The sequence below is a fragment of the Larkinella terrae genome (assembly GCF_009668025.1).
Taxonomy (GTDB): Bacteria; Bacteroidota; Bacteroidia; order Cytophagales; family Spirosomataceae; genus Larkinella; species Larkinella terrae.
Window position 1 is genome coordinate 519,445 of the sequence record NZ_WJXZ01000002.1, and the last position, 22,050, is coordinate 541,494.

At 51.9% G+C, this 22,050-nt stretch carries 17 protein-coding genes; 8 read left to right on the forward strand and 9 right to left on the reverse strand.

Features of this window, described 5'->3' with window-relative positions; translation table 11 throughout:
- Positions 1–21: 21 nt before the first annotated feature.
- Positions 22–831: a TerC family protein gene (locus GJJ30_RS06165; RefSeq protein ID WP_154174258.1), complete on the reverse strand. Its 810-nt coding sequence runs from the start codon at positions 829–831 to the stop codon at positions 22–24.
- A 900-nt stretch (positions 832–1,731) separates the two neighbouring features.
- On the opposite strand from GJJ30_RS06165, the gene GJJ30_RS06170 reads away from it, so the two are divergent.
- From GJJ30_RS06170 to GJJ30_RS06180, 3 genes are all read left to right on the forward strand, one after another.
- Entirely contained in the window at positions 1,732–4,062 is a 2,331-nt protein-coding gene (locus GJJ30_RS06170; protein WP_154174260.1) for a GumC family protein, read from the forward strand.
- A gap of 98 nt (positions 4,063–4,160) precedes the next feature.
- Positions 4,161–5,312: a DegT/DnrJ/EryC1/StrS family aminotransferase gene (locus GJJ30_RS06175; RefSeq protein WP_229312986.1), complete on the forward strand. Its 1,152-nt coding sequence runs from the start codon at positions 4,161–4,163 to the stop codon at positions 5,310–5,312.
- Between the two features lie 34 nt (positions 5,313–5,346).
- Positions 5,347–6,513 carry an N-acetyl sugar amidotransferase gene (locus GJJ30_RS06180; RefSeq protein WP_154174262.1) on the forward strand — a complete coding sequence of 389 codons (1,167 nt, stop codon included), beginning with the start codon at positions 5,347–5,349 and terminating at the stop codon, positions 6,511–6,513.
- Between the two features lie 17 nt (positions 6,514–6,530).
- On the opposite strand, the gene GJJ30_RS06185 is transcribed toward GJJ30_RS06180, so the two are convergent.
- From GJJ30_RS06185 to GJJ30_RS06205, 5 genes are all read right to left on the reverse strand, one after another.
- Positions 6,531–6,869 (reverse strand): LytTR family DNA-binding domain-containing protein, encoded by a 339-nt coding sequence (locus tag GJJ30_RS06185; RefSeq protein ID WP_154174264.1) that lies wholly within the window; start codon positions 6,867–6,869, stop codon positions 6,531–6,533.
- Complete coding sequence (locus GJJ30_RS06190; protein WP_154174266.1) at positions 6,869–7,306, reverse strand: hypothetical protein; 438 nt, start codon at positions 7,304–7,306, stop codon at positions 6,869–6,871. Before GJJ30_RS06190 ends, GJJ30_RS06185 begins: the two co-directional genes overlap by 1 nt.
- A gap of 1,050 nt (positions 7,307–8,356) precedes the next feature.
- Entirely contained in the window at positions 8,357–8,860 is a 504-nt protein-coding gene (locus tag GJJ30_RS06195) for a hypothetical protein (RefSeq protein WP_154174267.1), read from the reverse strand.
- A gap of 3 nt (positions 8,861–8,863) precedes the next feature.
- Entirely contained in the window at positions 8,864–9,412 is a 549-nt protein-coding gene (locus tag GJJ30_RS06200; protein WP_154174269.1) for a DUF4468 domain-containing protein, read from the reverse strand.
- A 13-nt stretch (positions 9,413–9,425) separates the two neighbouring features.
- On the reverse strand, positions 9,426–9,575 hold the full coding sequence (locus GJJ30_RS06205; RefSeq protein WP_154174271.1) for a hypothetical protein: 150 nt from the start codon (positions 9,573–9,575) through the stop codon (positions 9,426–9,428).
- A gap of 99 nt (positions 9,576–9,674) precedes the next feature.
- Between GJJ30_RS06205 and GJJ30_RS06210 the strand changes: the two genes are divergently transcribed.
- Together GJJ30_RS06210 and GJJ30_RS06215 are read left to right on the forward strand one after the other, a co-directional pair.
- Positions 9,675–10,829, forward strand: coding sequence for an esterase (locus tag GJJ30_RS06210; RefSeq protein ID WP_154174273.1), 1,155 nt, complete (start codon positions 9,675–9,677; stop codon positions 10,827–10,829).
- Positions 10,830–10,898: 69 nt separating this feature from the next.
- On the forward strand, positions 10,899–12,440 hold the full coding sequence (locus tag GJJ30_RS06215; RefSeq protein WP_310588196.1) for a carboxylesterase/lipase family protein: 1,542 nt from the start codon (positions 10,899–10,901) through the stop codon (positions 12,438–12,440).
- Between the two features lie 181 nt (positions 12,441–12,621).
- On the opposite strand, the gene GJJ30_RS06220 is transcribed toward GJJ30_RS06215, so the two are convergent.
- On the reverse strand, positions 12,622–15,726 hold the full coding sequence (locus GJJ30_RS06220) for a PAS domain-containing sensor histidine kinase (RefSeq protein WP_154174275.1): 3,105 nt from the start codon (positions 15,724–15,726) through the stop codon (positions 12,622–12,624).
- A gap of 218 nt (positions 15,727–15,944) precedes the next feature.
- Here GJJ30_RS06220 and GJJ30_RS06225 point away from each other — a divergent pair, with 218 nt between their 5' ends.
- The 3 genes from GJJ30_RS06225 to GJJ30_RS06235 all read left to right on the forward strand — a co-directional run bounded on the left by GJJ30_RS06225 (position 15,945) and on the right by GJJ30_RS06235 (position 19,657).
- On the forward strand, positions 15,945–17,087 hold the full coding sequence (locus GJJ30_RS06225; protein WP_154174278.1) for a putative sensor domain DACNV-containing protein: 1,143 nt from the start codon (positions 15,945–15,947) through the stop codon (positions 17,085–17,087).
- Between the two features lie 596 nt (positions 17,088–17,683).
- Positions 17,684–18,043 (forward strand): hypothetical protein, encoded by a 360-nt coding sequence (locus GJJ30_RS06230; RefSeq protein ID WP_154174280.1) that lies wholly within the window; start codon positions 17,684–17,686, stop codon positions 18,041–18,043.
- A gap of 270 nt (positions 18,044–18,313) precedes the next feature.
- Positions 18,314–19,657 (forward strand): Gfo/Idh/MocA family protein, encoded by a 1,344-nt coding sequence (locus GJJ30_RS06235; RefSeq protein WP_154174282.1) that lies wholly within the window; start codon positions 18,314–18,316, stop codon positions 19,655–19,657.
- 118 nt (positions 19,658–19,775) lie between these two features.
- On the opposite strand, the gene GJJ30_RS06240 is transcribed toward GJJ30_RS06235, so the two are convergent.
- Positions 19,776–20,789: a D-2-hydroxyacid dehydrogenase gene (locus GJJ30_RS06240; protein WP_154174283.1), complete on the reverse strand. Its 1,014-nt coding sequence runs from the start codon at positions 20,787–20,789 to the stop codon at positions 19,776–19,778.
- Between the two features lie 4 nt (positions 20,790–20,793).
- Entirely contained in the window at positions 20,794–22,050 is a 1,257-nt protein-coding gene (locus GJJ30_RS06245) for a mandelate racemase/muconate lactonizing enzyme family protein (RefSeq protein ID WP_154174284.1), read from the reverse strand.

Below are 22,050 nucleotides of genomic sequence, written 5' to 3' on the forward strand. Positions count from 1 at the left end.
TCAATCGTCAATGGTCAATAATCAAATCACCCCTTCCCGTTTGGCCTGTTCTTCGTAGCCGTGGAGTTGAACGGGCTGTTGCTTTTTCCGCATTTTAATGTTGAGGACTTCGACCAGCAGCGAGAACGCAATGGCAAAATAGAGATATCCTTTGGGCACCGCGCCCACTTCGTTGTTGAACAGAACCACTTCGGCCAGGTGCGCGCCTTCGGCAATGAGCATAAAACCGATCATGATCAGGAACGCCAGCCCAAGCATCTGAATACTAGGGTGATCGTTGACGAATTTTCCGACGGGTCCGGCAAAAAACATCATGATGAGTACGGACAGCACGACGGCGATAATCATCACGGTTACATTCTGGGTAAGGCCGACGGCGGTCAGAATGGAGTCGATTGAGAAGACAATATTAATGATGGCAATCTGGGTGACGACCCCGGAAATGCTGGCTTTCCCTTTGGGCGTCGTGTCTTCTTCGTGCGAGCTGCCTTCCAGTTTGTGGTGAATTTCCGAGGTGGCTTTGTACAGCAAAAACAGCCCGCCGACGAAAAGAATCAGGCTTTGACCGGTAAAAGCCACTTTCAGCCAGTTGCTTTCGTAGTGCATGAAGGGTTTACTGAGTGAAATCAGGATCGAAATCCCAAATAGCAGAATAACCCGGAAGATCATGGCCAGCAATAAACCCAGATTGCGGGCTTTGGGCTGGTCGCTCAGGGGAAGCTTGTTGGCGGCAATAGAGATGAAAATGATATTATCGATACCCAGAACAATTTCCAGAAATGTCAGTGTCAGTAAACTGATGATGTTTTCTGCGGAGAACAATTGATCCATTCGAATTTAATTAGGTCGTTGTGAGTTGGGCCTAAATTACCCGCTTTGCGGCAGTTCGACAACAATTTTGCTAAAATGAGCCTTTAAAAAAGCAAAAGATGCGCAAACGGGCGAGTTGGGGTTTCGGGGCGGTTTTGTCTGGTAACAAAAGTGATCCGCATGCGTGATTATGCTTACCTTTTTTGCGATAGAAATTGTACGAAACCGTGTCCTGATGCCTGACAATTATCGGACACCATCCCAGCAATATCATCGAGCGGGTTTGCGGGCTAAAACTCCTTCGTTTTATGAATAAATTTGAAGTAATCAATTGTCTGTCTGTGTATTATGCTGTTATTAGCAATAATTATAAATCAGACTATTACTAAATACGGATCGCATTAGTTACAAGACAACTATTTTTGATGTGTATATACATACAATATAAATTGGTAAATTATTTCTGCGCCATATAATAACTTTCAGTTACAGCAGTTGTTAGATAATAGTCATTTAGTGTAGATTTGTTGTGAGTAGAAATTGAAATTTAGGTACGAATTACCACACAATGCCTTGTTTTCCTCATTGTTAGTGGATGATTTTAATCGGAAAACAGACCAGCTCAACGACCATTGATCAACTTCTTTGTATTCGCCGACGTATAGTTGTAATTACTTAGGTATTAAAAATCGCAAAAGAAACCGTCTTTTAATTTGAATTTGTAAAAAAAAGAGATGCCGGTGGTTTTTGTTGACAATTTAGAGAAGGATAGACATGACTTTCAAGGACTTCCTTCAGGCGAATGGGTCGGTACGGGTATAAACTCCTCTATTAATAACTAGCTAATAAAAAGGTTATAAACGGTCTTATTTAATAAGATAGTTTGTAACGGTCTTAACCAATTTTAGAAGTCGGGTGCTCATGAAGTCATCGCACATGTACAGTTATCCCACGTATCCGCAGGGCGAAATTAGCTCATCGGATGTACGGGGCACATTGAAAGACTACCTGAAACACTGGAAATGGTTTTTAACATCGCTGATCACGATGATCGTGGCCGGTTTTGTTTACATCTGGTTTACGGAGCCTATTTATCGGATTCAGGCAAGTTTGCTGGTAAAAGATGAGCAGAAGGGCCTGGGCAACGACGGCGTTCTGAAAGAACTGAATATTTACAGCCCCAGCAAAGTCGTTGAAAATGAGATCGAAATCCTGAAGTCGAATTCGCTGATGAAGAAGGTGGTCGATTCGCTCGGCCTGAACGTTCGCTACTTTCGCAGCACTCCTTTCGGGAAACGGGAAATTTACAGTGATGCACCCGTTCGAGTCGTGCTGAACGCTCCGACGGCAAATTTGTACCGCGCCGACCTTCAGATTGGCATCATCAGTCCTACCACCGTCCGGCTGAACGACTGGGTTTATCCGGCCAACCAGGTGATCAATACGCCCTTCGGCCGGTTGCAGATCTTTGTTAAACAGCCGGTGGTTTACACCAACGATCCGCTGGTGGTGCAGGTGATGACGGACCCGGAAACGATCCGGTATTATCTGAGCAAACTGAAAGTTGAGCCCAGCAGTAAATCATCCACGGTTTTGGTGCTGTCGATCGAGGATGCCGTGCCGGTCAAAGGGGAGGCCATTCTCAATCAGATGATTGCCAATTACAATTCGGCGGCTACCAACGAAAAAAACCGGATGGTTGCCGGCACGCTGAGTTTTATCCAGTCGCGCCTGAAACTGGTGTCGGGCGAACTGGCCCTGCTGGAAAAGTCGATTGAAAATTACAAGGCAACGAGCGGCATTACCGACATTGGAGCAGGCGCGCAGGCTTTGCTGAATGGATTACAGAGCAACGATGCCCAATTGAACCAGGTTGCCATCCAGCTCAGTGCGCTGGGCGATGTGGAACGGTATATCCGGAGCAACAGCGAAAACCGGGTCGTGTTACCGTCGTCGCTGAAATTTAGTGACCCCACGCTTTCGTCGCTGATCGGTAAACTGACGGACCTCGAATCGCAGCGGAACGTGCTGGCTCGTAATTCTCCGGAATCCAATCCGGTTTTACGTTCGCTCAACGACCAGATTAGTGCCACCAAATCCAGCATCAACGAAACGGTTGGCACATTACGCAGCATTTTGACCAATACGCGCAGCCAGTTATTAGCAACCAACCGGCGGTATGAATCCCGGATCCGGGTTATTCCGGGCAAGGAGCGGATGCTGATGAACATTACCCGCCAGCAGGCAATCAAAAACAACCTCTACAATTATCTACTCCAGAAGCAGGAAGAAACCGCGCTTTCGTACGCTTCCATTGTTTCCACGAGTCAGGTTATCGATGCCGCCAGTGGAAGCCCGGAGCCGATAAAACCGCTTAAAATCCTGATTCTGTTGCTGTTTGGTTCCGTTGGTTTGCTGGTTCCGGCAGCTATTATTACCGTTAAAAGAGCTTTTAACGAACGGGTTTCGAGCCGGGCCGAAATTAACCAGACCACCGATGTTCCGGTGATTGGCGAGATTGCCTACGTCAGACACGAATTCCCGGTTATTGTGAATGGCCGAAAACGTTCGATAGCCGCCGAACAGATCCGGGCTTTGCGGACCAACCTGCAGTTTCTGCGCGAAAGCGCCAACGAAAGCCAGGTGTTGCTCTTTACCTCCAGCCTGAGCGGAGAAGGCAAGTCCTTTTTGTCGCTTAACGTAGCGGTGAGCCAGGCCCTGGTGGGTCGGCCAACCCTGATCATCGACATGGACTTGCGCCGGCCAAAGCTCCACAAAGCCCTGAGCATGCTGAATTTCCGGGGTTGCAGCAGCTACCTGACGGGCGAGGCATCGCTGGATGAAGTTCTGCAGCAGGTGCCCGGTTTTGATAACCTGTTCATCATTTCCTGCGGGCCGATTCCACTTAATCCGTCGGAGTTGCTGAGCGGGCCGCGTTTGCAGCAACTCATTGAAGAAGCCCGGACGCGATTTGACAACATCATTATCGATTCACCGCCCATCGGTTTGGTGACCGACGCCCAGCTGATCGGGCCGTTTGCCGACGTAACGCTGTATGCGGTCCGGCACAACATCACCCACCGCAGTTACCTGGGGCTGGCGGATAGCCTGTATAAGGAGAAGCGGTTTCCTAAACTGAACATTGTGTTAAACTCGGTCAAGAATAAATATTCGTACGATTACCGGTACTATTATTATCGGAAGTCAGGCAATGATAAACCCAATCTTCTGCGGAAATACCTGCTCCACTGATACGGCCAATCCGTTGAAGCGAAAAGGATTGAGTCAAAGGAGAATTTTCCGGGAAATCCGGCATCGGCCGGGCCAGTTAGTACGGAGCCTATACCCAAATGACGACTGTGGAACGCATTCAGATGGGCGATTTGAAAACGCAATACCTCCGCCTGAAAACCGAAATTGACGCGGCTGTTCAGCATTGTCTGGACACAACCGATTTCATCAACGGAGCTTCCGTTCGGGAATTCCAGCAGGAACTGGCGGCTTTTTTATGGGCCAACCGGGTGGTTACCTGCGCCAGCGGAACCGACGCGCTGCAAATTGCCCTGATGGGTCTGGGGCTAAAACCGGGCGACGAAGTGATTCTGCCGGTTTTTACCCATGTGGCTGTGGTTGAGGTTGTTGTGTTGTTAGGGCTGAGTCCGGTTTGGGTCGATGTTGATCCGAAAACGTTTACGATAACCGCCGAAAAAGTTGAGGTGGCGTTGACTTCCCGCACCAAAGCGGTAATCCCTGTTCACCTTTTTGGGCAATGCGCCGACATGGAACCGCTGCTCCGGCTGGCTTCCGACCACGGCGTTTTTGTCGTTGAAGATGCCGCTCACGCGCTGGGGAGCGAATACGAATTGGCCGACGGCTCGGTCGAGTCGGCCGGAACGCTCGGGCAGGTAGGTTGTGTGTCGTTCTCGCCCTTCACCAATCTGGGGTGCTACGGCGATGGCGGAGCGCTCATCACGAACGATGAAGAACTGGCTGATCGGTTACAAATGATTACCAATCACGGGCAGCGGAAGAAATACATTCACGAAGTGGTGGGCGTTAATTCGCGGCTCGATACGCTGCAGGCGGCCATTTTATCCGTAAAGCTCAAACACCTGAGCGAGTTTAACCGGCAGCGTCAAATCCTGGCGGCCCGCTACGATTATCTGCTGGCGGCTATTCCGGGAATTCAGACGCCGGTTACATCCAAGCGCTCATCGCACGTCTATCAGCATTATACCGTAACCGTGCCGACCGGCTTGCGGGATGCGCTGCGGGCCGAACTGCATATGAATGGCATTCCGTCGATGGTTTACTATCCGGTGCCGGTTCATCTGCAACCGGCCTATTACAGCGACCGGTTTCCCGCGGGCAGTTTTCCGGTTGCCGAGCGTTTGAGTCAGCAGGTCCTTTCGTTACCGATTTACCCGGAAATGGAATCCCGGCAGCAGGATACCATCGTTTCGGTGATTGCCGATTTTATGTCGACAAAAAAGTACGCGTAAAAAAACGCTTAGAAAATTCAGTAGTTCGGGTGAGATGGAAGCAAAGATTAAGCCGTTAAAAAATACCTTGGATATTGAGTACCAGCGGTGTAGCCGGTGCGTACTGGATACAACCGTTTCCGATATCTGGTTTGACGATGCGGGCGTTTGTAAATATTGCCACATTCACGACGAAATGGACCGCCTTCACCCGCTGGAAAACATGGAGAAGGACCTGAAGCGGATCGTTAACCGGATCAAACGGGACGGGCGTGACAAAACCTACGATTGCATTGTGGGCGTGAGTGGAGGCCGCGACAGCATTCACACCCTTTACATGGCGCGGCAGTTGGGGCTGCGACCTCTGGCGGTTTATTTCGACAACGGCTGGAATACCGACATTGCGGTTTCGAATATCCGGAAAGCAACCGATCTGCTGCGGGTTGATTTGCGTCGCGTGAAGGCCGATCGGGAAGAAGTTATTGACCTGCAGCGGGCATTTCTGAAGGCTTCGGTCCCCGACGCCGACATTCCGACCGTCTACGCCATTCACTCGGTATTGTATGAAACGGCCGCGAAAGAAGGTGTCCGCTACATTCTGAACGGGCATTCGTTCCGAACCGAAGGCACGTCGCCGATTAGCTGGACGTACATGGATAGCCGGTATATCAAAAGTGTGCACAACAAGTTTGGCAGTGGCGTGGTCCGCAGTTTTAAATTCATGACGCTCTGGTACTTACTCTATTGTGTATTTATCAAACGCATCCGGGAGGTTCGGTTGCTGGAGTACGTCGATTATAATAAAAAGAAAGTCGACGAAGATCTGGCGCTGGACCTGGGCTGGGTCTATTACGGCGGTTATCACCATAAGAATCTGTATACCAAATTCTTCCAGTCGTTTCTGCTGCCGAATAAATTCAATATCGATAAACGGAAAACCGAGTTGTCGGCGCTGGTTCGTTCCGGGCAGTTAACGCGCGAAGATGCCATCGACCAACTGGAAGCGGGGGCCTACGAATACGACCGCTCGGTGGTAATGTATGCCGTTTCGAAGTTGGGCTGGAAACTGGAAGAGTGGGAGACGATCTTCTACCGCGCTCCCCGGTCGCACAAGGATTTCAGGACGTACCTGCCCCTGATCCGCCTGCTTCGGTTGCCGATTTGGATCGCCTGTAAACTGCGGATTCTGCCCTACATCCTGTACCTGAAGTACGCCAGTTAGCGAACAAAACCGGTCAGCTAGTTAACGGCCTTGATGGCTTTGAAAACCTCGGCGATGCGTCGGCGGGCTACCAGGAGCACCGTGCCGTCGGTCAGCGTAATTTCAACCTGATACGTTGAGATTCGGTGTAATCGGGCAATGTGAGAAGGGTTGACGAGCGCACCCCGGCTGATCCGGATAAATTCAGGGAGCATTTTTTGCCACCTCACCAGCGTTTTGGCCGTCATCAGGTTCGGGGCGTTGTGTCGATGCAGCAAGCTATAATTGCTGTTGCCTTCCAGCCAGATCAGGTCGGAGAGCGACAGGGGCACTTTATATCCTCTTAATTGAAGAGAGCCGGCTTGCTGATGCTGCATTACGAAAAAGTCGTCAGTTGCTGAGTGACGTTTTGCAGAAACAGGCGAACCCGGCGCTCTTCCGTGGTTAGCTCACACCGTTCGGCCTGTAAAAAATCATCAAGCATGCCTTTGTCCGTTGCCGTTGCGATCCGTTGAATCCGACCGCTTTGACGAGCCCACAGACTGTACCCATAAACGGCATTGGAGCATTCTTCCAAAACCGCAAAACCGTAGGGAGTTGATTCCCCGGATGGATGATGCCAGAGCACAAACCAGCGCGCTTTGGCCATAATTTGAGACAAAGAAAGCCGTTGTTGTTCCCAAGCCAGGCAATGGTTCTGAAGACTTTCAAGCGGAATGTCCGTCGTTGCCTGCTCAGGAGAAGGAGCAACCTGATAGTGAAATTCTTCAATCTCAGTTTGAATGTGGTGACGTTGAGTAAACCAGGATGACATTTTTCCAGAGTTAGAAAACTCAGTTGTTCACCCACCGTCTACAAACCCGGAAGCTCGATCTGATGAATAAAAACTCGTGAGTTAATTGAGTACGTTCTTGTTCATCCAATTTCAATGCCATTTTGTGTGGTTTATAGTTTCATTCATAAAATTTTATAGAAAAGGCAAATTATTTATACCAGTTGTCAAAATTGCATACCATAAAATCACTCTACCAGTTTTCCCGAAATTTATAATTCTTTGGCACAGTAATTGTCAGCCCCGAATTCCATCACAACAGCTAATTGATCGATTACTAAAAAGGTAAAATTTAACTTAAAAAATTGCTTGAGTAATTATCCGGGAATAGTGAAATCTAAAACCGGTTTTCTTTTATTTTATAGAAAAAGAGACGCAATTTAATCAATCACAGGTGGGCCGGAATCGACGCTATCTACCCAATTCTGCGGCCCGCGATCACAGCCCGATTGGCGGCCAACCAGCAACATTACTTTTTTCCTGCACCCGAAATAGTTTGATTTCCCGCCGTTGGAGAGCTTTTTTGCGTTATAAAATATAAATTAACAATGAAATAGTACTAATTATTTACAGAACTACCCGGTTTTTACGATTTAATAGCTCGGAGTAAATAAAAGGCAGTAAAGAGAAGCTACTGGCCAGGATTGGCAATTTTTAAATTCTATTGAACCATCAGGATGTTATTCAACCAATAGGAATGCACAAACGACCGAAATTAATCGTTATGCAAAACCCCTTGCAAAGTGAGTTGATAAATTCCGGTTTGAACTCCATAATCGGGATAAATCAATAAAATTGATTATTGCTTATACAACTAAATAAAAGATTATTATTTTATTACATCAGGCTGTGCAAATTGGATCAGGGGAGAGGGATAAAAAGAGTGAATTCCTACGATAAGATTATCTATATAACGTATATAGGTGAACTATTTCACTTACTCGTGCGCTTGATCTGGGAAAAGTATAAAAGCAGATTACGGTTTTTAAAATGCGTAGAGAAGACATTTCCGAAACCGTAATCTGCTTTAAATCAGGAAGCCGGGCTTTTGCCGAAGGATGCAATCCAGAAAATCAGGCCCAGAAAAGACGCCAATCCGCCAAGTACAATCAGGCTCCATTTCAAAACCGGGATGAAATTCCACTTCGTGAGGAAGAAAAAAAACGCTATGATGGCCCCGCCAAACAGGAACACCAGGCCAAGGATAATAAACAGCATGTAGGCCGTGCCGACGCCGGAGTTCCGGCTGTCGTGAAAATCAACGGCTCCGCAAATCTGGCCGGACATGTACAGGATACCGGCAATGCCGACGAAACCAATCCGGAAGAGCCACCACCACTGGCTGCCCGGCGCCCAGAACAGCGGCACAAAGGAAAGCAGCACGGCAATGATCGGTAAAAACCAGCCGAGGTTCAGAATCTGCTCTTTTTCGGCGTCGCTGATGGGCTCGCTGCGGGATACCAGAAAACCGGTGATGGCGAGTAGCAGCACCCAGGCCAGTTCCGGTCCCAACAGGTAAGAAACGGTGCGGTTCATGCATTAAAACGCTTTGTAATTCTTCACCTCATCCTGCAGCGACGCCAGAACGACCTTCAACTGCTTGTCCAGTTCCGAATAAATCGTCCGCAAATCTTTGTCGTTTTTCTGGCAATAGACTTCGACGGGAACGGGCCGGGCGTCGCCGTTTTCTATTTCAACGTGGGTGATCATTGCGCGGTATTTGCGGTTGGCACACTCGATGACAAAGGTGTAACGGAACGAATAAACGCCACCGGCCGAGGTTTCGGTGCGGGGCAGGGTGACGACCTGAACGGCTTTTCCGACCAGGTCACCGGTTTCTTTATCACTCACCGTAAACGTTTCGCCGGATGACCGTAACGACTGAGATGCCCACAACCGGGCGCGTCGGAACAGTTCGACCTGGGCCACGCTGCCGCAATCCACCACGTCGGCGTAGGCAACTTTTTGATTTACTACGGGCAGGATTCCGTGAATTTTTCCGTCGGCAACCACGGGCGGGCAATCGGCGCTGGCGTTTTCGGCGTTGATCATACCGACAAGTAATAGCGTAATGAGGGCGAGTTTCATCGTAGTGTATTTGTTATTTTAGGCAAAAGTAAAGCCGCAGGAAGCGGCCGTCCAGGCGAAAGCGATACTGAGCGGCATTGGGTAAATAAGCTGGGGGAAAAACCGGATAATTGCCGGAACGGAAAAACCGCTGGTTGCCGGGATGGCCGGAAAATCGTTTCACCTGATCCCGAACCGTTTCAAAAAATCGGTTGATGTATTTTACAATGAAAACCTTTTCCTATTTTTGATTAAGAGTGCGCCAACCTTAACCAGAATTTCCATGAAACGTCTTGTTCCTTCAAATCTGCTGCTGATAGCAGCTTTCCTGCTGGGTGTTCGGACATTTGCGCAAACGCCCCCGCGACAACCCACGCCCAACGACACCCTCAACTCGCCCAAAGTGCTGACTAACAACCGGGTGGCTATTCAGATTTACGCACCCAAAGCCAGCGAGGTGATCGTGGCCGGTGATTTTCTGGGCGGTGGAAAACCGCTGAATCTCGCCAAGGACGCCAACGGCGTCTGGTCGGTGACGGTGGGCCCGCTCAAACCGGACTATTATACGTATACGCTGATGGTCGACGGCGTTCGGACCATGGACCCGAAAAATCCGGTGATCAAACAGGGCATCAGCAGCCTGGAAAATGTGATGGCGCTGCCCGGTTCTGAAACGGTTTTTGAAGACAACCGCCCGGTTCCGCACGGCGAACTGCGGCAGGTCTGGTACCAGTCCAATACGCTGGGCATGGCGCGCCGGATGCACGTTTATACGCCCCCCGGTTATGATAAGGGCAACACGAAATACCCGGTTTTTTACCTGCTGCACGGCGGGGGCGATGACGATTCGGGCTGGCCAACGGTGGGCCGCGCCGGTTTTATTCTGGATAATCTGCTGGCGGCCGGGCAGGCCAAACCCATGATTGTGGTGATGCCCAACGGCAGCATGCCGCTTCCGCCCTCGTCAGGAATGCCCAATCCGGCGGTGATGACGCAGATGCGGACGTTGTTTGCCAACGAACTGCTGAAAGAAGTGATGCCGTATGTCGAGAAAAATTACCGGACGCAGGCCAATCGCGAGAACCGGGCCATTGCCGGGTTGTCAATGGGCGGTTTTCAGACGCTGGACCTGACGCTGACCCGGCCGGATCTGTTCAATTATGTCGGCGTATTCAGCTCCGGTTTTTTCGGGGCCACCATCGACGAGGCCGAAACCAAATACGCCAGCGTGCTGAATGACCCCGGTTTTAACAAAAACAAGAAGCTGTTCTGGATTGAAATTGGCAAGGATGATTTTGTGATGGATGCCAACAAAAAAACGATGGCGCTGCTCGATAAACACCAGATCAAGTACCAGTATAAGGAAACGGCGGGCGGCCACACCTGGATCAACTGGCGGCAATATCTCAACGAATACGTGCCGCTGCTTTTCCGGTAGAGAGTGTAGTAATGTGCTGAAAATGAGCATATAGAGATAAAATTTGTTCCCGTAAACCGTATCGCGCCGGTGAGTCGTATCTGGGCCTTTTTTCTGACTTTTTTGCTTTCTTCTTATGCCATCGGGCAGTCGCTGATCGTCAAAACCGAAAGCGGCCGCGTGGAAGGCATGGCCAACAAAACCGGTGATATCCGGATTTTTAAGGGCATTCCGTTTGCGGCTCCGCCGGTGGGAAACCTGCGCTGGAAAGCCCCGCAGCCGGTGTCCGCCTGGTCGGGTGTTAAAAAATGTGTGGCATTTGGACCCAGCCCGATGCAGGCCAAACCCGCGCCCTTTATGTACTGGTCGTCGGAATTCCTGATTCCCGAACAACCCATCAGCGAAGATTGCCTTTACCTGAATGTATGGACGGGCGCCCGTTCGGCGGCTGAGAAGCGACCGGTTTTCGTCTACATTTACGGGGGCGGTTTTCGGAGCGGGGGCGCGGGCTGCGCGATTTACGACGGCGAAGCGATGGCGAAAAAAGGGGTGGTTTTTGTGACGATCAACTACCGCGTCGGCGTTTTCGGTTTTCTGGCCCACCCCGAACTTTCGAAGGAATCGGGATATAAGGCTTCCGGTAATTACGCGCTGCTGGACATGATTGCGGCCCTGAAATGGGTGCAGAAAAACGCGGCCGCCTTCGGGGGCGATCCGAAAAATGTGACCATTGCCGGACAGTCGGCGGGGGCGTTTGCGGTTAATTTCCTGGCGGCTTCGCCCCTGGCTAAAGGGCTTTTTCACCGGGCCATTGCCGAGAGTGGCGGGAGCTTTCTATCGAGTCCGGCGCGCCCCCGACTGACGTTGCAAGACGCTGAACAATTAGGGGTTGATTTTGCCGGAAAGCTCAATGCGGCTTCGCTGAGCGACCTGCGTGCCAAATCGGCAGAAGAAATCCTGAAGGCTTCCGGCGGTTTAAATGGCCCCGTCGTCGACGGTTATTTATTGCCCGAAGGCATTTATGAAATCTACGCCAAATCGCGCCAGAACGATGTTTCGCTGCTGCTGGGCTGGAACGGCGATGATAAAGTAATGGGCGCACCAGTCAAAGCGGAGGTCTTTCGCGAGCAGATCAGAAAGCGGTTTGGCAATCAGGCCGACGCTTACTTTTCGGTTTATCCGGCCCAAACCGAGGAAGAAAGCGCCCAGTCGCAGGGAAACAGCAACCGGGATGAAAGCTTTGGTATTCAGGATTATACGTGGGCCAAAATGCAAACCAAAACCGGAAAATCACCGGTTTTTCTGTACAATTTTACGCGCAAGGTGCCCGCCCACACGCCCCAGACACAGTTTGGCGCGTTCCACACCGGCGAGGTGCCGTATGCGTACAACAACCTCCAGACCGTGGATCGTCCGTGGGAGGCCATTGACCGGCAGATTGCCGACGTCATGTCGTCGTACTGGGTCAATTTTGCCAAAACCGGTAATCCCAACGGCCCAAATCTGCCGGTCTGGTCGGCCTACACCCGCGAGTCGGAAAACACCCAGATCATCGACAAGACGATTGAAAACCGCCCTTTACCGAACAAAGACAAACTGAGGTTCTGGGAGAACTATTACGGGCAAAAGTGATCGGAAGGGGATAGAACCTTAATTCAAGTCGGCGGTATTGATCATCTGGATTTGTTAGTTTTAGTGGCTGACGCAGTCTTGAATATCGAATAGTGAATACTGGATATTGGGTAGCGAACATGGGATACGTCAGCCAGACGTAGCGACGGCCAACCGTCAACCAAAAACCGTCAACCAGAAATCAGACCGGCAGATACACCCTGAACGTGCTGCCCTGCCCCGGCTGGCTGTGGGCGGTGATGGCTCCGCCGTGGTTTTCCACCACTTTCTGACAGATGGCCAGCCCAACACCCGTACCGCTGTAGGCCGATTTTCCGTGTAACCGCTGAAAAACTTCAAAAATCCGATCGGCGTATTTCTCGTCGAAACCGATACCGTTGTCGATAACCTGAACCAAATGATACCGGCTGGCCTGCCGGGCTATCCGTAGGTTTTTAGGCAGATCGGAAGCCGCCACCTGATCGTATTGAATCCGAATCTGCGGAGCGGAATCCGACCGGCTGAACTTGATGGCGTTGGACAACAGATTCTGGAACAGTTGCCCGAGTTGCGAACCGTCTCCGCTGACCGTGGGCAGCTCGTTGACCTCGATGTGAGCGTGGGACTGATAAATCTGCAATTCCAGCGTTTCCAGGACCTTCGATACAATCTCGGCCAACGAAACCGCATCAAAAGCCTGCTGCCGGGTCGAAATGCGCGAATAAGCCAGCAAATCTTTGATCAGTTCCGACATCCGCCCGGCCGACGACTGCATGCGGTTGATGAGGTCCACGCCGTTTTCGCCCAAACCGTCGGCATACTGGCTTTGCAACAGACTGCCGAAGGACTGAATTTTGCGGAGTGGCTCCTGCAAATCGTGAGAAGCCACGTAGGCAAACCGCATCAGGTTTTCGTTGGAGCGCAGTAAGTCCTGGTTCGTGCCTTCCAGCTCCTGCGTTCGGGCCTGAACCTGGCGCTCCAGCTCGGCTGCAATTCGTTTCTGTTCGTGAATATCGGTAGCCGTTCCGACCCAGAGGGTAATGGTGCCGGTTTCGTCATGAATGGGCAATGCGCGGTTCAGATGCCAGCGGTACATACCGTCCGAACCCCGCCGGTAGCGGTTTTCGACCACAAAAGCCGTCCCGGTTTTCAGGGCTTCCAGATACTTCTCCTGGGTATAGGCGAGGTCGTCGGGATGCAGGATGGCCTGCCAGCCCCAGGCTTTGGTTCTCTTGTAATCCAGGCCGGTGTAATTGTACCACTGCTGGTTATAAAAGTTAAACTCGCCTTCGGGCGTATTCGTCCAGGTCATGGGCGAAATAGCCTCCAGGAGCGTCCGGAACCGCATTTCGCTCGCTTCAACTTCCCAGCGGGCCAGCACCTGCTCGGTGACATCGATGGCAACGTTGAGAATGGCATATACGTCTCCGGCCGCATTGCGCAGCGGTTTATACGTAAAATTGAAATAGTAAATGCCGGGTATTCCATCCACGACCAGTTTGGCCTCCGCTTCCTGCGAAGCGTATTCGATGCCCGTCGCGTAAACCTCGTCCAGAATCTGGAGAAAAGGCTGCCCTTCCAGTTCGGGTAAAGCTAGCCGCAGCGGTTTTCCGATCACCGAGTCGCCCTTCCCCCAGAACTTGATCATGGCTTCGTTGGGCAGTTCGACGACCATATCGGGGCCTATAAACAGGCTCATGGCCGCCGGGGCTTCTTCAATCAGGTTCCGAAACCGCTGCTCGCTTTCTTTCAAGTCCAGTTTCGCTTTAATCTGAGCGGTTACTTCCGTCGCCAATACCATGACATCCGTAATGCGATCACTGCTTTCCCGAATCGGCGCATAAACGTAATTGAAATAGCCGTCTTCCAACTGGCCGTTGCGGTGCAAACGGGCCAGGGTCTCAAAACCGTAGTGGGGAACGCCGGTCGTGTAAACGGTTTGCAACAATTCGATAAAGCCCTGACCTTCGATTTCCGGCAGCGCTTCGGCAATGGGAAGCCCAAGTATAGAGGGGCCCTTTCCCCACAATTCCAGAATGGACTGGTTGGCGGTTTCGATTACCAACTTTTCGCCACTCAGAATGCCGATCGCAACCGGCGCCTGCGCAATCATGTTCCGGAACCGTTCTTCGGCTTTCAAGAGCAGAATATCCTTTTCTTTTTGCTGGGTAACGTCAATGGTAATTCCGGAAAAAGAAACCGGTTTTCCGTCGCTGTTGTATAAATACTGCCCGAGGACCTTAACCCAGTGAACCTCCTGGTTCGTCCAGATAAAGCGGGCTTCGTAATTTAAATTTCCGGTTTGGAGGGCCACCCGGTAAGCCCGTTCGCGAATCGGACGATCCCGAGCGTCAACGTGGCTGATAAAAACGTCCCGCGTGATGCCAAATCCTTCTTCGCCGGTGAGAATGCGGGCAAAAGAGGGCGAATAAATGATTTCATCGGTTTCCAGATTGATCGAAAACGAACCCGATCCGGACCCTTCCAGCGCCAGCCGCGCCTGGTGCTCGAACCGCACGGTTTTTTCCCGCTCCAGAATTTCGGCGGTGCTATCGTGGGCAACACCGGAAAACCGGTAAACCTGACCGGTTTCGGTAAAATAAGCCTGTCCGATAAACCGCACCCAGCGCAGCTTGCCATCGTCACCCCCGATGGTTCGGAATGTGGTGTCGTACTGCCCGCCCGATTCGGGCTTCAACGCCTGTCTGACGGTTTCCAGAACCCGGGCCTGATCGTCCGGATGAACGTAACGGATCGCCTGATCGTAGGGGAGCTGGTTGATTTGGGTTAACCCAAACAGCATGCGGCAACGGTCGTCCCAGTAAACCAGGTTGCTAAACGGGTCGAAATCCCAGGTTCCCAGCTGCGCCGAATCCAGGGCCATCCGCAACCGGTCCTCACTTTCGCTGCGCGCTTTTTGCAGGTTAACCCGTTCCGTAATATCCTGCATGGAACCGACCATCCGAACTGCTTTCCCGTCGCGGAGGGTGATGTAGCCCCGATCGAAAACATAAGCGTAGGTGCCATCGGCCCGGCGAAACCGGTATTCATCCGACCAGTTGGTGCCGCCGTGATCGATAATCTGGTAAATGCCGTCCAGAATCCGGTCTTTATCGTCGGGGTGCACGTAATCGAACCAGGATTCCGGCCCGGTTTCCGCCGGGGGAATTTCATGGCCGAATAAAATGGCGTAGCCGTCGCTCCACCAGACGGTGTCGGATTCCAGGTTCCAGTTCCAGACTGCATCCCGGGTTGCCTTGGTTAATAGTTCAAATAACTCGTTGGCCGTTCCTAAATCAGTATTCACGATTTATTTACTTCGCTTTACTTATGTTAACCCTAAAAATAACCAAATGGCTATTTAATATTTACGGCATTCCGAAAATTCGGAAATTCGCTGTCGAAAAACCGGTGGAAGAAACCGGTTTTTCGACAGTTCAATAACAGCGATTCTTGACAGGGCGGTTTTTGAATGGAACTTAAAACCGGCTGACTGTCCTTTACAATACAAGTTTACTTTCGAACATGCACTCTGTATCAACTTATCAGGCGGCCCGGTTGGTAGCCGGAACCGTAGAATCGTATTTCGCGCATCATTTTGCCACCGCCACCTCGAATGGCGGCCAGGAAACGGCCCATCAGCCGCACGCACCGGAAATTGAAGCCATGATCGATACGGCTTTCTGGGCCAGCCTCCGGCACGAAGAAGGCGTATCGCCCAAGGTTACCCTGGCCTTTTTACCCCCTGACAAAGCCGGACAGCCCCTTATTTTTGGGAAGCGGCTCCGGTTTACGCCCGACGTGCTGACCAAGCTCGCGCCGGCCGTTGAGCGCCCCGGCATTCACCTGGGCGTCTGGTACGACAGGGACGAATTGTATATCTGGGGAACCACCCGCGAAATTCCGGGGAACTGCCTCGTGCTGGAGGTGATCGAACCCGGCCTACTGGTGGTCAAACACCGGCGGCTCGACGGTTTTGGCAAGTTTGTCAACGTTGCTATTCTCAAGGGCGATCAGATCAAAATCGTGGACGAAGGAACCGCCAAAACGCCCGACTGCCCCTTTGTCGTGACGTCGATGCTGGGTTTTACCCTGCCCTCATTCTGGAACGATTCGATGAATATTCTGGTCCAGCTGGCCGTCTCGATGCGGGCCCACGGCCGGGGCGGGTCGCTGTTGGTGGTACCGTCGGGCCGTGATGCCTGGCGCGATTCGATCATTCAGCCCATGTCGTACCCGATTGTGCCGGTTTTCAGTCGGTTAGCGGATTTACTGCAACAGGAATCCGATGCAGCCAGCCAGAATGTGTGGCGCGGGGCGGTTAATCTGGCCGTCGAAGCCATTGGCGGTTTGACGTCGGTGGATGGGGCTACCATCATTAACGATCAGTATGAAGTGCTGGGGTTCGGTGCTAAAATCGGGCGCTCTGAAACCAGCGAACGGGTTGAACAGATCATCATCACCGAGCCCATCGTGGGCAATGAGCCCCTGATCGTTCATCCGGCCCAGACGGGCGGTACCCGACATCTGTCGGCGGCTCAATTTGTGTTCGATCAGCGCGATGCGGTGGCGCTGGTGGCTTCGCAGGATGGCCGGTTTACGATCTTCACCTGGTCGACGACCGACCAGATGGTGCACGCCCACCGGGTCGATTCATTGTTGCTCTAATGCGGGTTATAATAGTTAATTTATTGTTCATACAAGTTTGCTTTTTGCGCTGACCGATAAACCGAAAAAGGCAGATATTAATCACTATTTTTAGCATTGGAAAATCCGTTATTTCCGGAATTAAACTCTTGGAAAGTATAATTTCCGAGCTGATCAATATGGGTTTCAAAACCGGAATTTGGACTCTGAAATGAGGAGAAGTGGAGCGGTTTTTTGGAAAAATTAAACAAATAATAACCTTAAAATCAAATCAGGAGATTGAGAATTCAGACAGAAGGAGAGAAGGCTGGGATTCCATTTTTACCCTTGATTATCAATTCAGGATTGTCTGGTAAATAGTTGCAGGGATGAGGAGTACTTATAAATAAACACCGTAAAAATACTTATTTTTTTGGCGAGACTGGATTAATTGTGCGGTTTTTTTTGATGAAAGTTGAAACAACTTACGGGCGAAATCAGATAAGGTTTTAACCGTTGGATTACCGAAATAAAGCGTAATTGGACCGGTAACTAAACTTATGTAACGATTTATTAATACAAATAACTTGTATTTTAATTTTTATCGTACTTTGGTAAAACTCTTTGTTGCCTGTACAATGATTCTACACCCCAAACCGAATCGCTATTACCTGATTCACAACGAACCTGTCCTGCTTACGGAAGCGCTTTTGAAAGCACTTCAACCGCCGAACCGTCCCCAGCCCATCAAATTGACAAAGCCCTGGCTGGCTGCTTTCGGTTTCTGGCCCGACCCTTCGGCGAATTCCTGGACGTACGAAGATTCCCGACTGGTGCCCGGTATGAACTGCTGGCTGTGCGTACAAACCCGCCGGTATCTCCAGTATGTGCACGAACTGCAGGATTTGTTTGAAGACGTTTACGAATACACCGAATTGCGCCTGCGGGTAGAACCGTCCAAAATCCACCTCCCGACGATTCGCCAGCAGATGGCCTGAAGTAATCCATTATCCTTCTCCTGCTTCATGGGAAGCCTTCAACTGCGTTGCTAACAACCTGTCATCCGTCTTGCCATCCGGCATCAATTTTCTGTTGCACGCCGATCATCCCCAATTTGCCCGTGTCCGTATTCTGAAAGAACATGCGTTGGTAATTGATCCACGGTTAAGAAATAGCTGAAAACCGTGAAAAAGACCGGATAAATACGAAAACCAGCCGGGATGATTTTATTTTTGTCCTGGATTAAACTCTTCACTAACCTGTTTTCAATGGAAAATACCCGTCGAGATTTTATTAAAAAGGCCGCTTTAAGCACGGCTGGAATTACATTTGGCGGACTGGCAACCGGCCTGTCGGCGAAAAGCTACGCCAAAGTAATTGGTGCCAACGAGCGGCTGAATATTGCCATTGCCGGGCTTGGCCGGCGGCTGGGCGCGTATTACGACCCTATTTCGCGGAAAGATAGCAACGTCGAGCTGGTGTATTTGTGCGATGTCATGAAAAAACAGCGGGAAGACGGCCTTCAGAAATTCTCGAAGTTTATCGACTACAAGCCGAAGCTGGAAAACGATATCCGGAAGGTGATTGCCGACAAGAATGTGGATGTGCTGATCAACGCGACGCCGGACCACTGGCATGCGCCGGGCACCTGGCTGGCGGTGCTGGCGGGTAAGCACGTCTACGTCGAAAAACCGTGCAGCCAGAACCCCCGGGAGGGCGAAATTCTGATCGAGATTCAGAAAAAATACGGAAAGATCATTCAGATGGGAAACCAGCAACGCTCGGCGCTGGAGTCGATCGACGTGATTAACCAGATTCACAACGGCGCCATTGGAACGCCGTACAAGGCCGTTGCTTTTTACACGGCGGCCCGGGGCGAAGTGCCCGTTGCGAAACCGGCACCCGTTCCCGACGGCCTGGACTGGGATTTGTTTCAGGGCCCGGCCCCGCGCCGACCGTATACCCACGATACCTGGGATTACAACTGGCACTGGTACGGCTGGCATTACGGAACCGCCGAAAGCGGGAACAATGCCACGCACGAACTGGACGTAGCCCGCTGGGCGTTGCAGGTCGAGTTTCCGGAGTTTGTTTCGGTCGAGGCCGCTAAACGGCATTTTCTGAACGACGGCTGGACCATGTACGACACGATGGATGCCACGTTCCGGTTTCCCGGTAACAAAATCATCAAATGGGATGGCAAAAGCCGGAGCGGCCATAAAACCTATGGCAGCGACCGGGGCACCATCATTTACGGTAGCACGGGCAGCGTGTACGTTGATCGCGACGGCTATCAGCTTTTCAATCGCGAGGGAAAACTCGTGAAAGACAGCAAATCGAAAGGCTCGGAAGCGGGAACTGCTCTGGGCGGTGGCGGTGACATGACGACCCGGCACGTTGTCAATTTCTTTAACGCCATTCGGGGCAAGGAAAAGCAAAACTCGACCATCGACGAGGGCGCAAAAAGCACCCTGCTTTGCCATTTGGCCAATATTGCCTACCGTACCAACAAAACGCTGGATATCGATTCCAAAAACGGCCACATCCGCGATAAAGAAGCGATGAAACTCTGGAGCCGGGAATACGAAAAAGGCTGGGAACCACCGGTTTAATTAGCGGACTTTCATGGTTTAGAGTTTATGGTTTTAATCCTGAAGCGATAGGTAGTCCATAAACTCTAAATCATAAACGTATTGTACTAACCGTGCGCTGAATTTCCGGTTTTTGGAGTCAGTTCCCGGCCAGTTGCGAAACCGTCAGCTCGTTCAGCAACGGTTTTTCCGCCAGAAACTGTTCGACGTTCTGCAAAAAAATGGACGAAACCCGTTCCAGAAACCGGGGACTCAGGCTCGAACCCGAAATGTGGGGCGTCAGGATAACGTTCGGCAACGCCCAGAGCGGATGCTCCGGCGGCATCGGATAGTGGTAATGCGTGTCGAGCGCGGCCCCCGCAATCCAGCCTTCCTGCAGGGCTTTCAACAAAGCGGTTTCCTGAATCAGGGGCCCGCGCGCGGGATTCAGCACAAAAGCCGTGGGCGGTAACATCCGCAACTCGGCTTCTCCAACCAGGCCCGTGGTGGTGGCGGTTTGCGGAACGGCCATTACCAGAAAATCCAGTCCGTTGAGAAATGCTTCTTTCTCGTGACCATAGAAAACCCGGTCGGGCAAGGTACCCTCGGGGTCACCGGTGCCGGGCACGCAAAAAACCGTATCCCGGTTCTGAATCGGTTGCCGAACCAGTACGTGAACCGTCATGCCCAGCGCCTTCGCCAGCCGGGCGGTTTCGCGGCCAATCCCGCCGTACCCCCAGATACCCACCACCGAACCGCGAATTTCCTTCTGAAACCGCGCTGATCGATCCCAGACCCGATTTTCCTGATTTCGGACCAGCCCGCGCACATCCCGCGCCAGATTGATCATCATCGCGATGTTCCATTCGGCAATCGGCACATCGAACACGCCCAGCGAATTACACGCCCGGACGCCCCGTGCCGTCAGGTTTTTACCGAACAACTGGCTGTAGCCCGCCGAGCTGATCTGCACCAGTTTCAGCCGCGTCATCGCTTCGTGGTTTTCGGGCAGAAAGGTGCAGAATAAAACGTCGCAATCCTGAATCTGACTGACCGGCAAAGGCCGCACTTTTTCTTCGGGCTGCGCGACCACTTCCACCGCAACGCCCGGCGTTTGTTGCAACTGCCGCAAAACCGGTTCGTAAACCGGCATGTCGATCAAAACGTTCAGCATGGTTTCAGGTCGTCAGGATTTTTCCGGGAACGCTGTTGAATTCGCCACTGCCGGGGATAAACGGAAACCGCCGGATCGTTTCGTCCGTCAATTCGATGCCCAGACCCGGTTTTTCGGGGCGCTGAACGTGGCCGTTTTTCATCAGCAAACTGTCGCCGATCACCTCGCTGTGCAGCGGGCCGTAGGCCGGAGCCACTTCCAGGATAATCGTGTTCGGGCAGGCAAAACCGGCGTGAATATTCTGCATCTGCGAACCGCCCGCTCCCCAGGCGTGGGGCGCAATTTTCTGCCCGCGCTGCGCCAGGCTCGCGGCTACCTGCATAAACTGATCCAGACCCGCCGTAAACGACGCGTCCGGCTGCCCGACGCCGAAACTATCCTGCTCGATGAAGGTCTGCCATTCGCAAACCGCCGTCAGGCATTCGCCCCCCGCGATCACGGTTTTGGTGTTCCGGCGGAGTTCGGCGTAGAGATCAGGACGCGTGTAGTGCAGCGGTTCTTCCAGAAAAAACAGCTGATACGGTTCCAGCGCCCGCGCCACGGCGGTGGCGGTTTCGAGGCCCCAGGTCAGCGTCGGGCTATTGCCCATGTGCGCGTCGAACAGCAGCCGAAGTTCATTGCCAAACTGCTGCCGCACGAAATCAGCTTTTTTCGCTTCCAGGTCGGCGGCTTCGGCGGGGTCTACGGAAACCGTAAAACCGGCTTCTTTCCAGTATGCTCCGGCCCCGATTTTCACGCCCTGAAACCCCAGCGATTGGTAAAATGCAATTTTCTCACCCAGCTTTTCCAGCGGATAATTGCTGGGGCCGCCGGTCGCATACGCCGGAAGCCGGGTCTGCGGCTGGAAGGATTCGTCGGCGGTTTCCGGGAAATGCGCTTTCCAGTTTTCACCGAGCAACTGATAAACCGGTACGCCCAGCGCCTTGCCTTTCAGGTCCCAAAGCGCGGCTTCGATCCCGGCCAGCACGATGGCGCCCAGCCCGACCCGGCACCAGAAATTGCCGCACTGGTACATCCGCTGCCACAATTCCGGGATATTATCAACGGTATTGCCAATAAGAATCGGCTTGAAAAATTCCACAATGGCCGGTACGCCTTCCGGAAAAAAATAACCGGCGTAAGTCTCGCCCAGGCCCGTCAGTCCGGCATCGGTTTCGATGCGAATAAAGGCTGCACTGCGCAGTTTTCGGGCTTCGGAAAGAAACGGATCACCCGTACAGGGACCCGTCAGCAGAATGGTTTGAACGTCTGTAATTTTCAT

Coding starts and splice junctions, on each gene's coding strand:
- GJJ30_RS06175 (WP_229312986.1), top strand. CDS start 4,161: ATGACGACTGTGGAACGCATTCAGATGGGCGATTTGAAAACGCAATAC.
- GJJ30_RS06190 (WP_154174266.1), bottom strand. CDS start 7,306: ATGTCATCCTGGTTTACTCAACGTCACCACATTCAAACTGAGATTGAA.
- GJJ30_RS06195 (WP_154174267.1), bottom strand. CDS start 8,860: ATGAACCGCACCGTTTCTTACCTGTTGGGACCGGAACTGGCCTGGGTG.
- GJJ30_RS06170 (WP_154174260.1), top strand. CDS start 1,732: ATGAAGTCATCGCACATGTACAGTTATCCCACGTATCCGCAGGGCGAA.
- GJJ30_RS06180 (WP_154174262.1), top strand. CDS start 5,347: ATGGAAGCAAAGATTAAGCCGTTAAAAAATACCTTGGATATTGAGTAC.
- GJJ30_RS06230 (WP_154174280.1), top strand. CDS start 17,684: ATGATTCTACACCCCAAACCGAATCGCTATTACCTGATTCACAACGAA.
- GJJ30_RS06235 (WP_154174282.1), top strand. CDS start 18,314: ATGGAAAATACCCGTCGAGATTTTATTAAAAAGGCCGCTTTAAGCACG.
- GJJ30_RS06245 (WP_154174284.1), bottom strand. CDS start 22,050: ATGAAAATTACAGACGTTCAAACCATTCTGCTGACGGGTCCCTGTACG.
- GJJ30_RS06165 (WP_154174258.1), bottom strand. CDS start 831: ATGGATCAATTGTTCTCCGCAGAAAACATCATCAGTTTACTGACACTG.
- GJJ30_RS06225 (WP_154174278.1), top strand. CDS start 15,945: ATGCACTCTGTATCAACTTATCAGGCGGCCCGGTTGGTAGCCGGAACC.
- GJJ30_RS06185 (WP_154174264.1), bottom strand. CDS start 6,869: ATGCAGCATCAGCAAGCCGGCTCTCTTCAATTAAGAGGATATAAAGTG.
- GJJ30_RS06210 (WP_154174273.1), top strand. CDS start 9,675: ATGAAACGTCTTGTTCCTTCAAATCTGCTGCTGATAGCAGCTTTCCTG.
- GJJ30_RS06200 (WP_154174269.1), bottom strand. CDS start 9,412: ATGAAACTCGCCCTCATTACGCTATTACTTGTCGGTATGATCAACGCC.
- GJJ30_RS06240 (WP_154174283.1), bottom strand. CDS start 20,789: ATGCTGAACGTTTTGATCGACATGCCGGTTTACGAACCGGTTTTGCGG.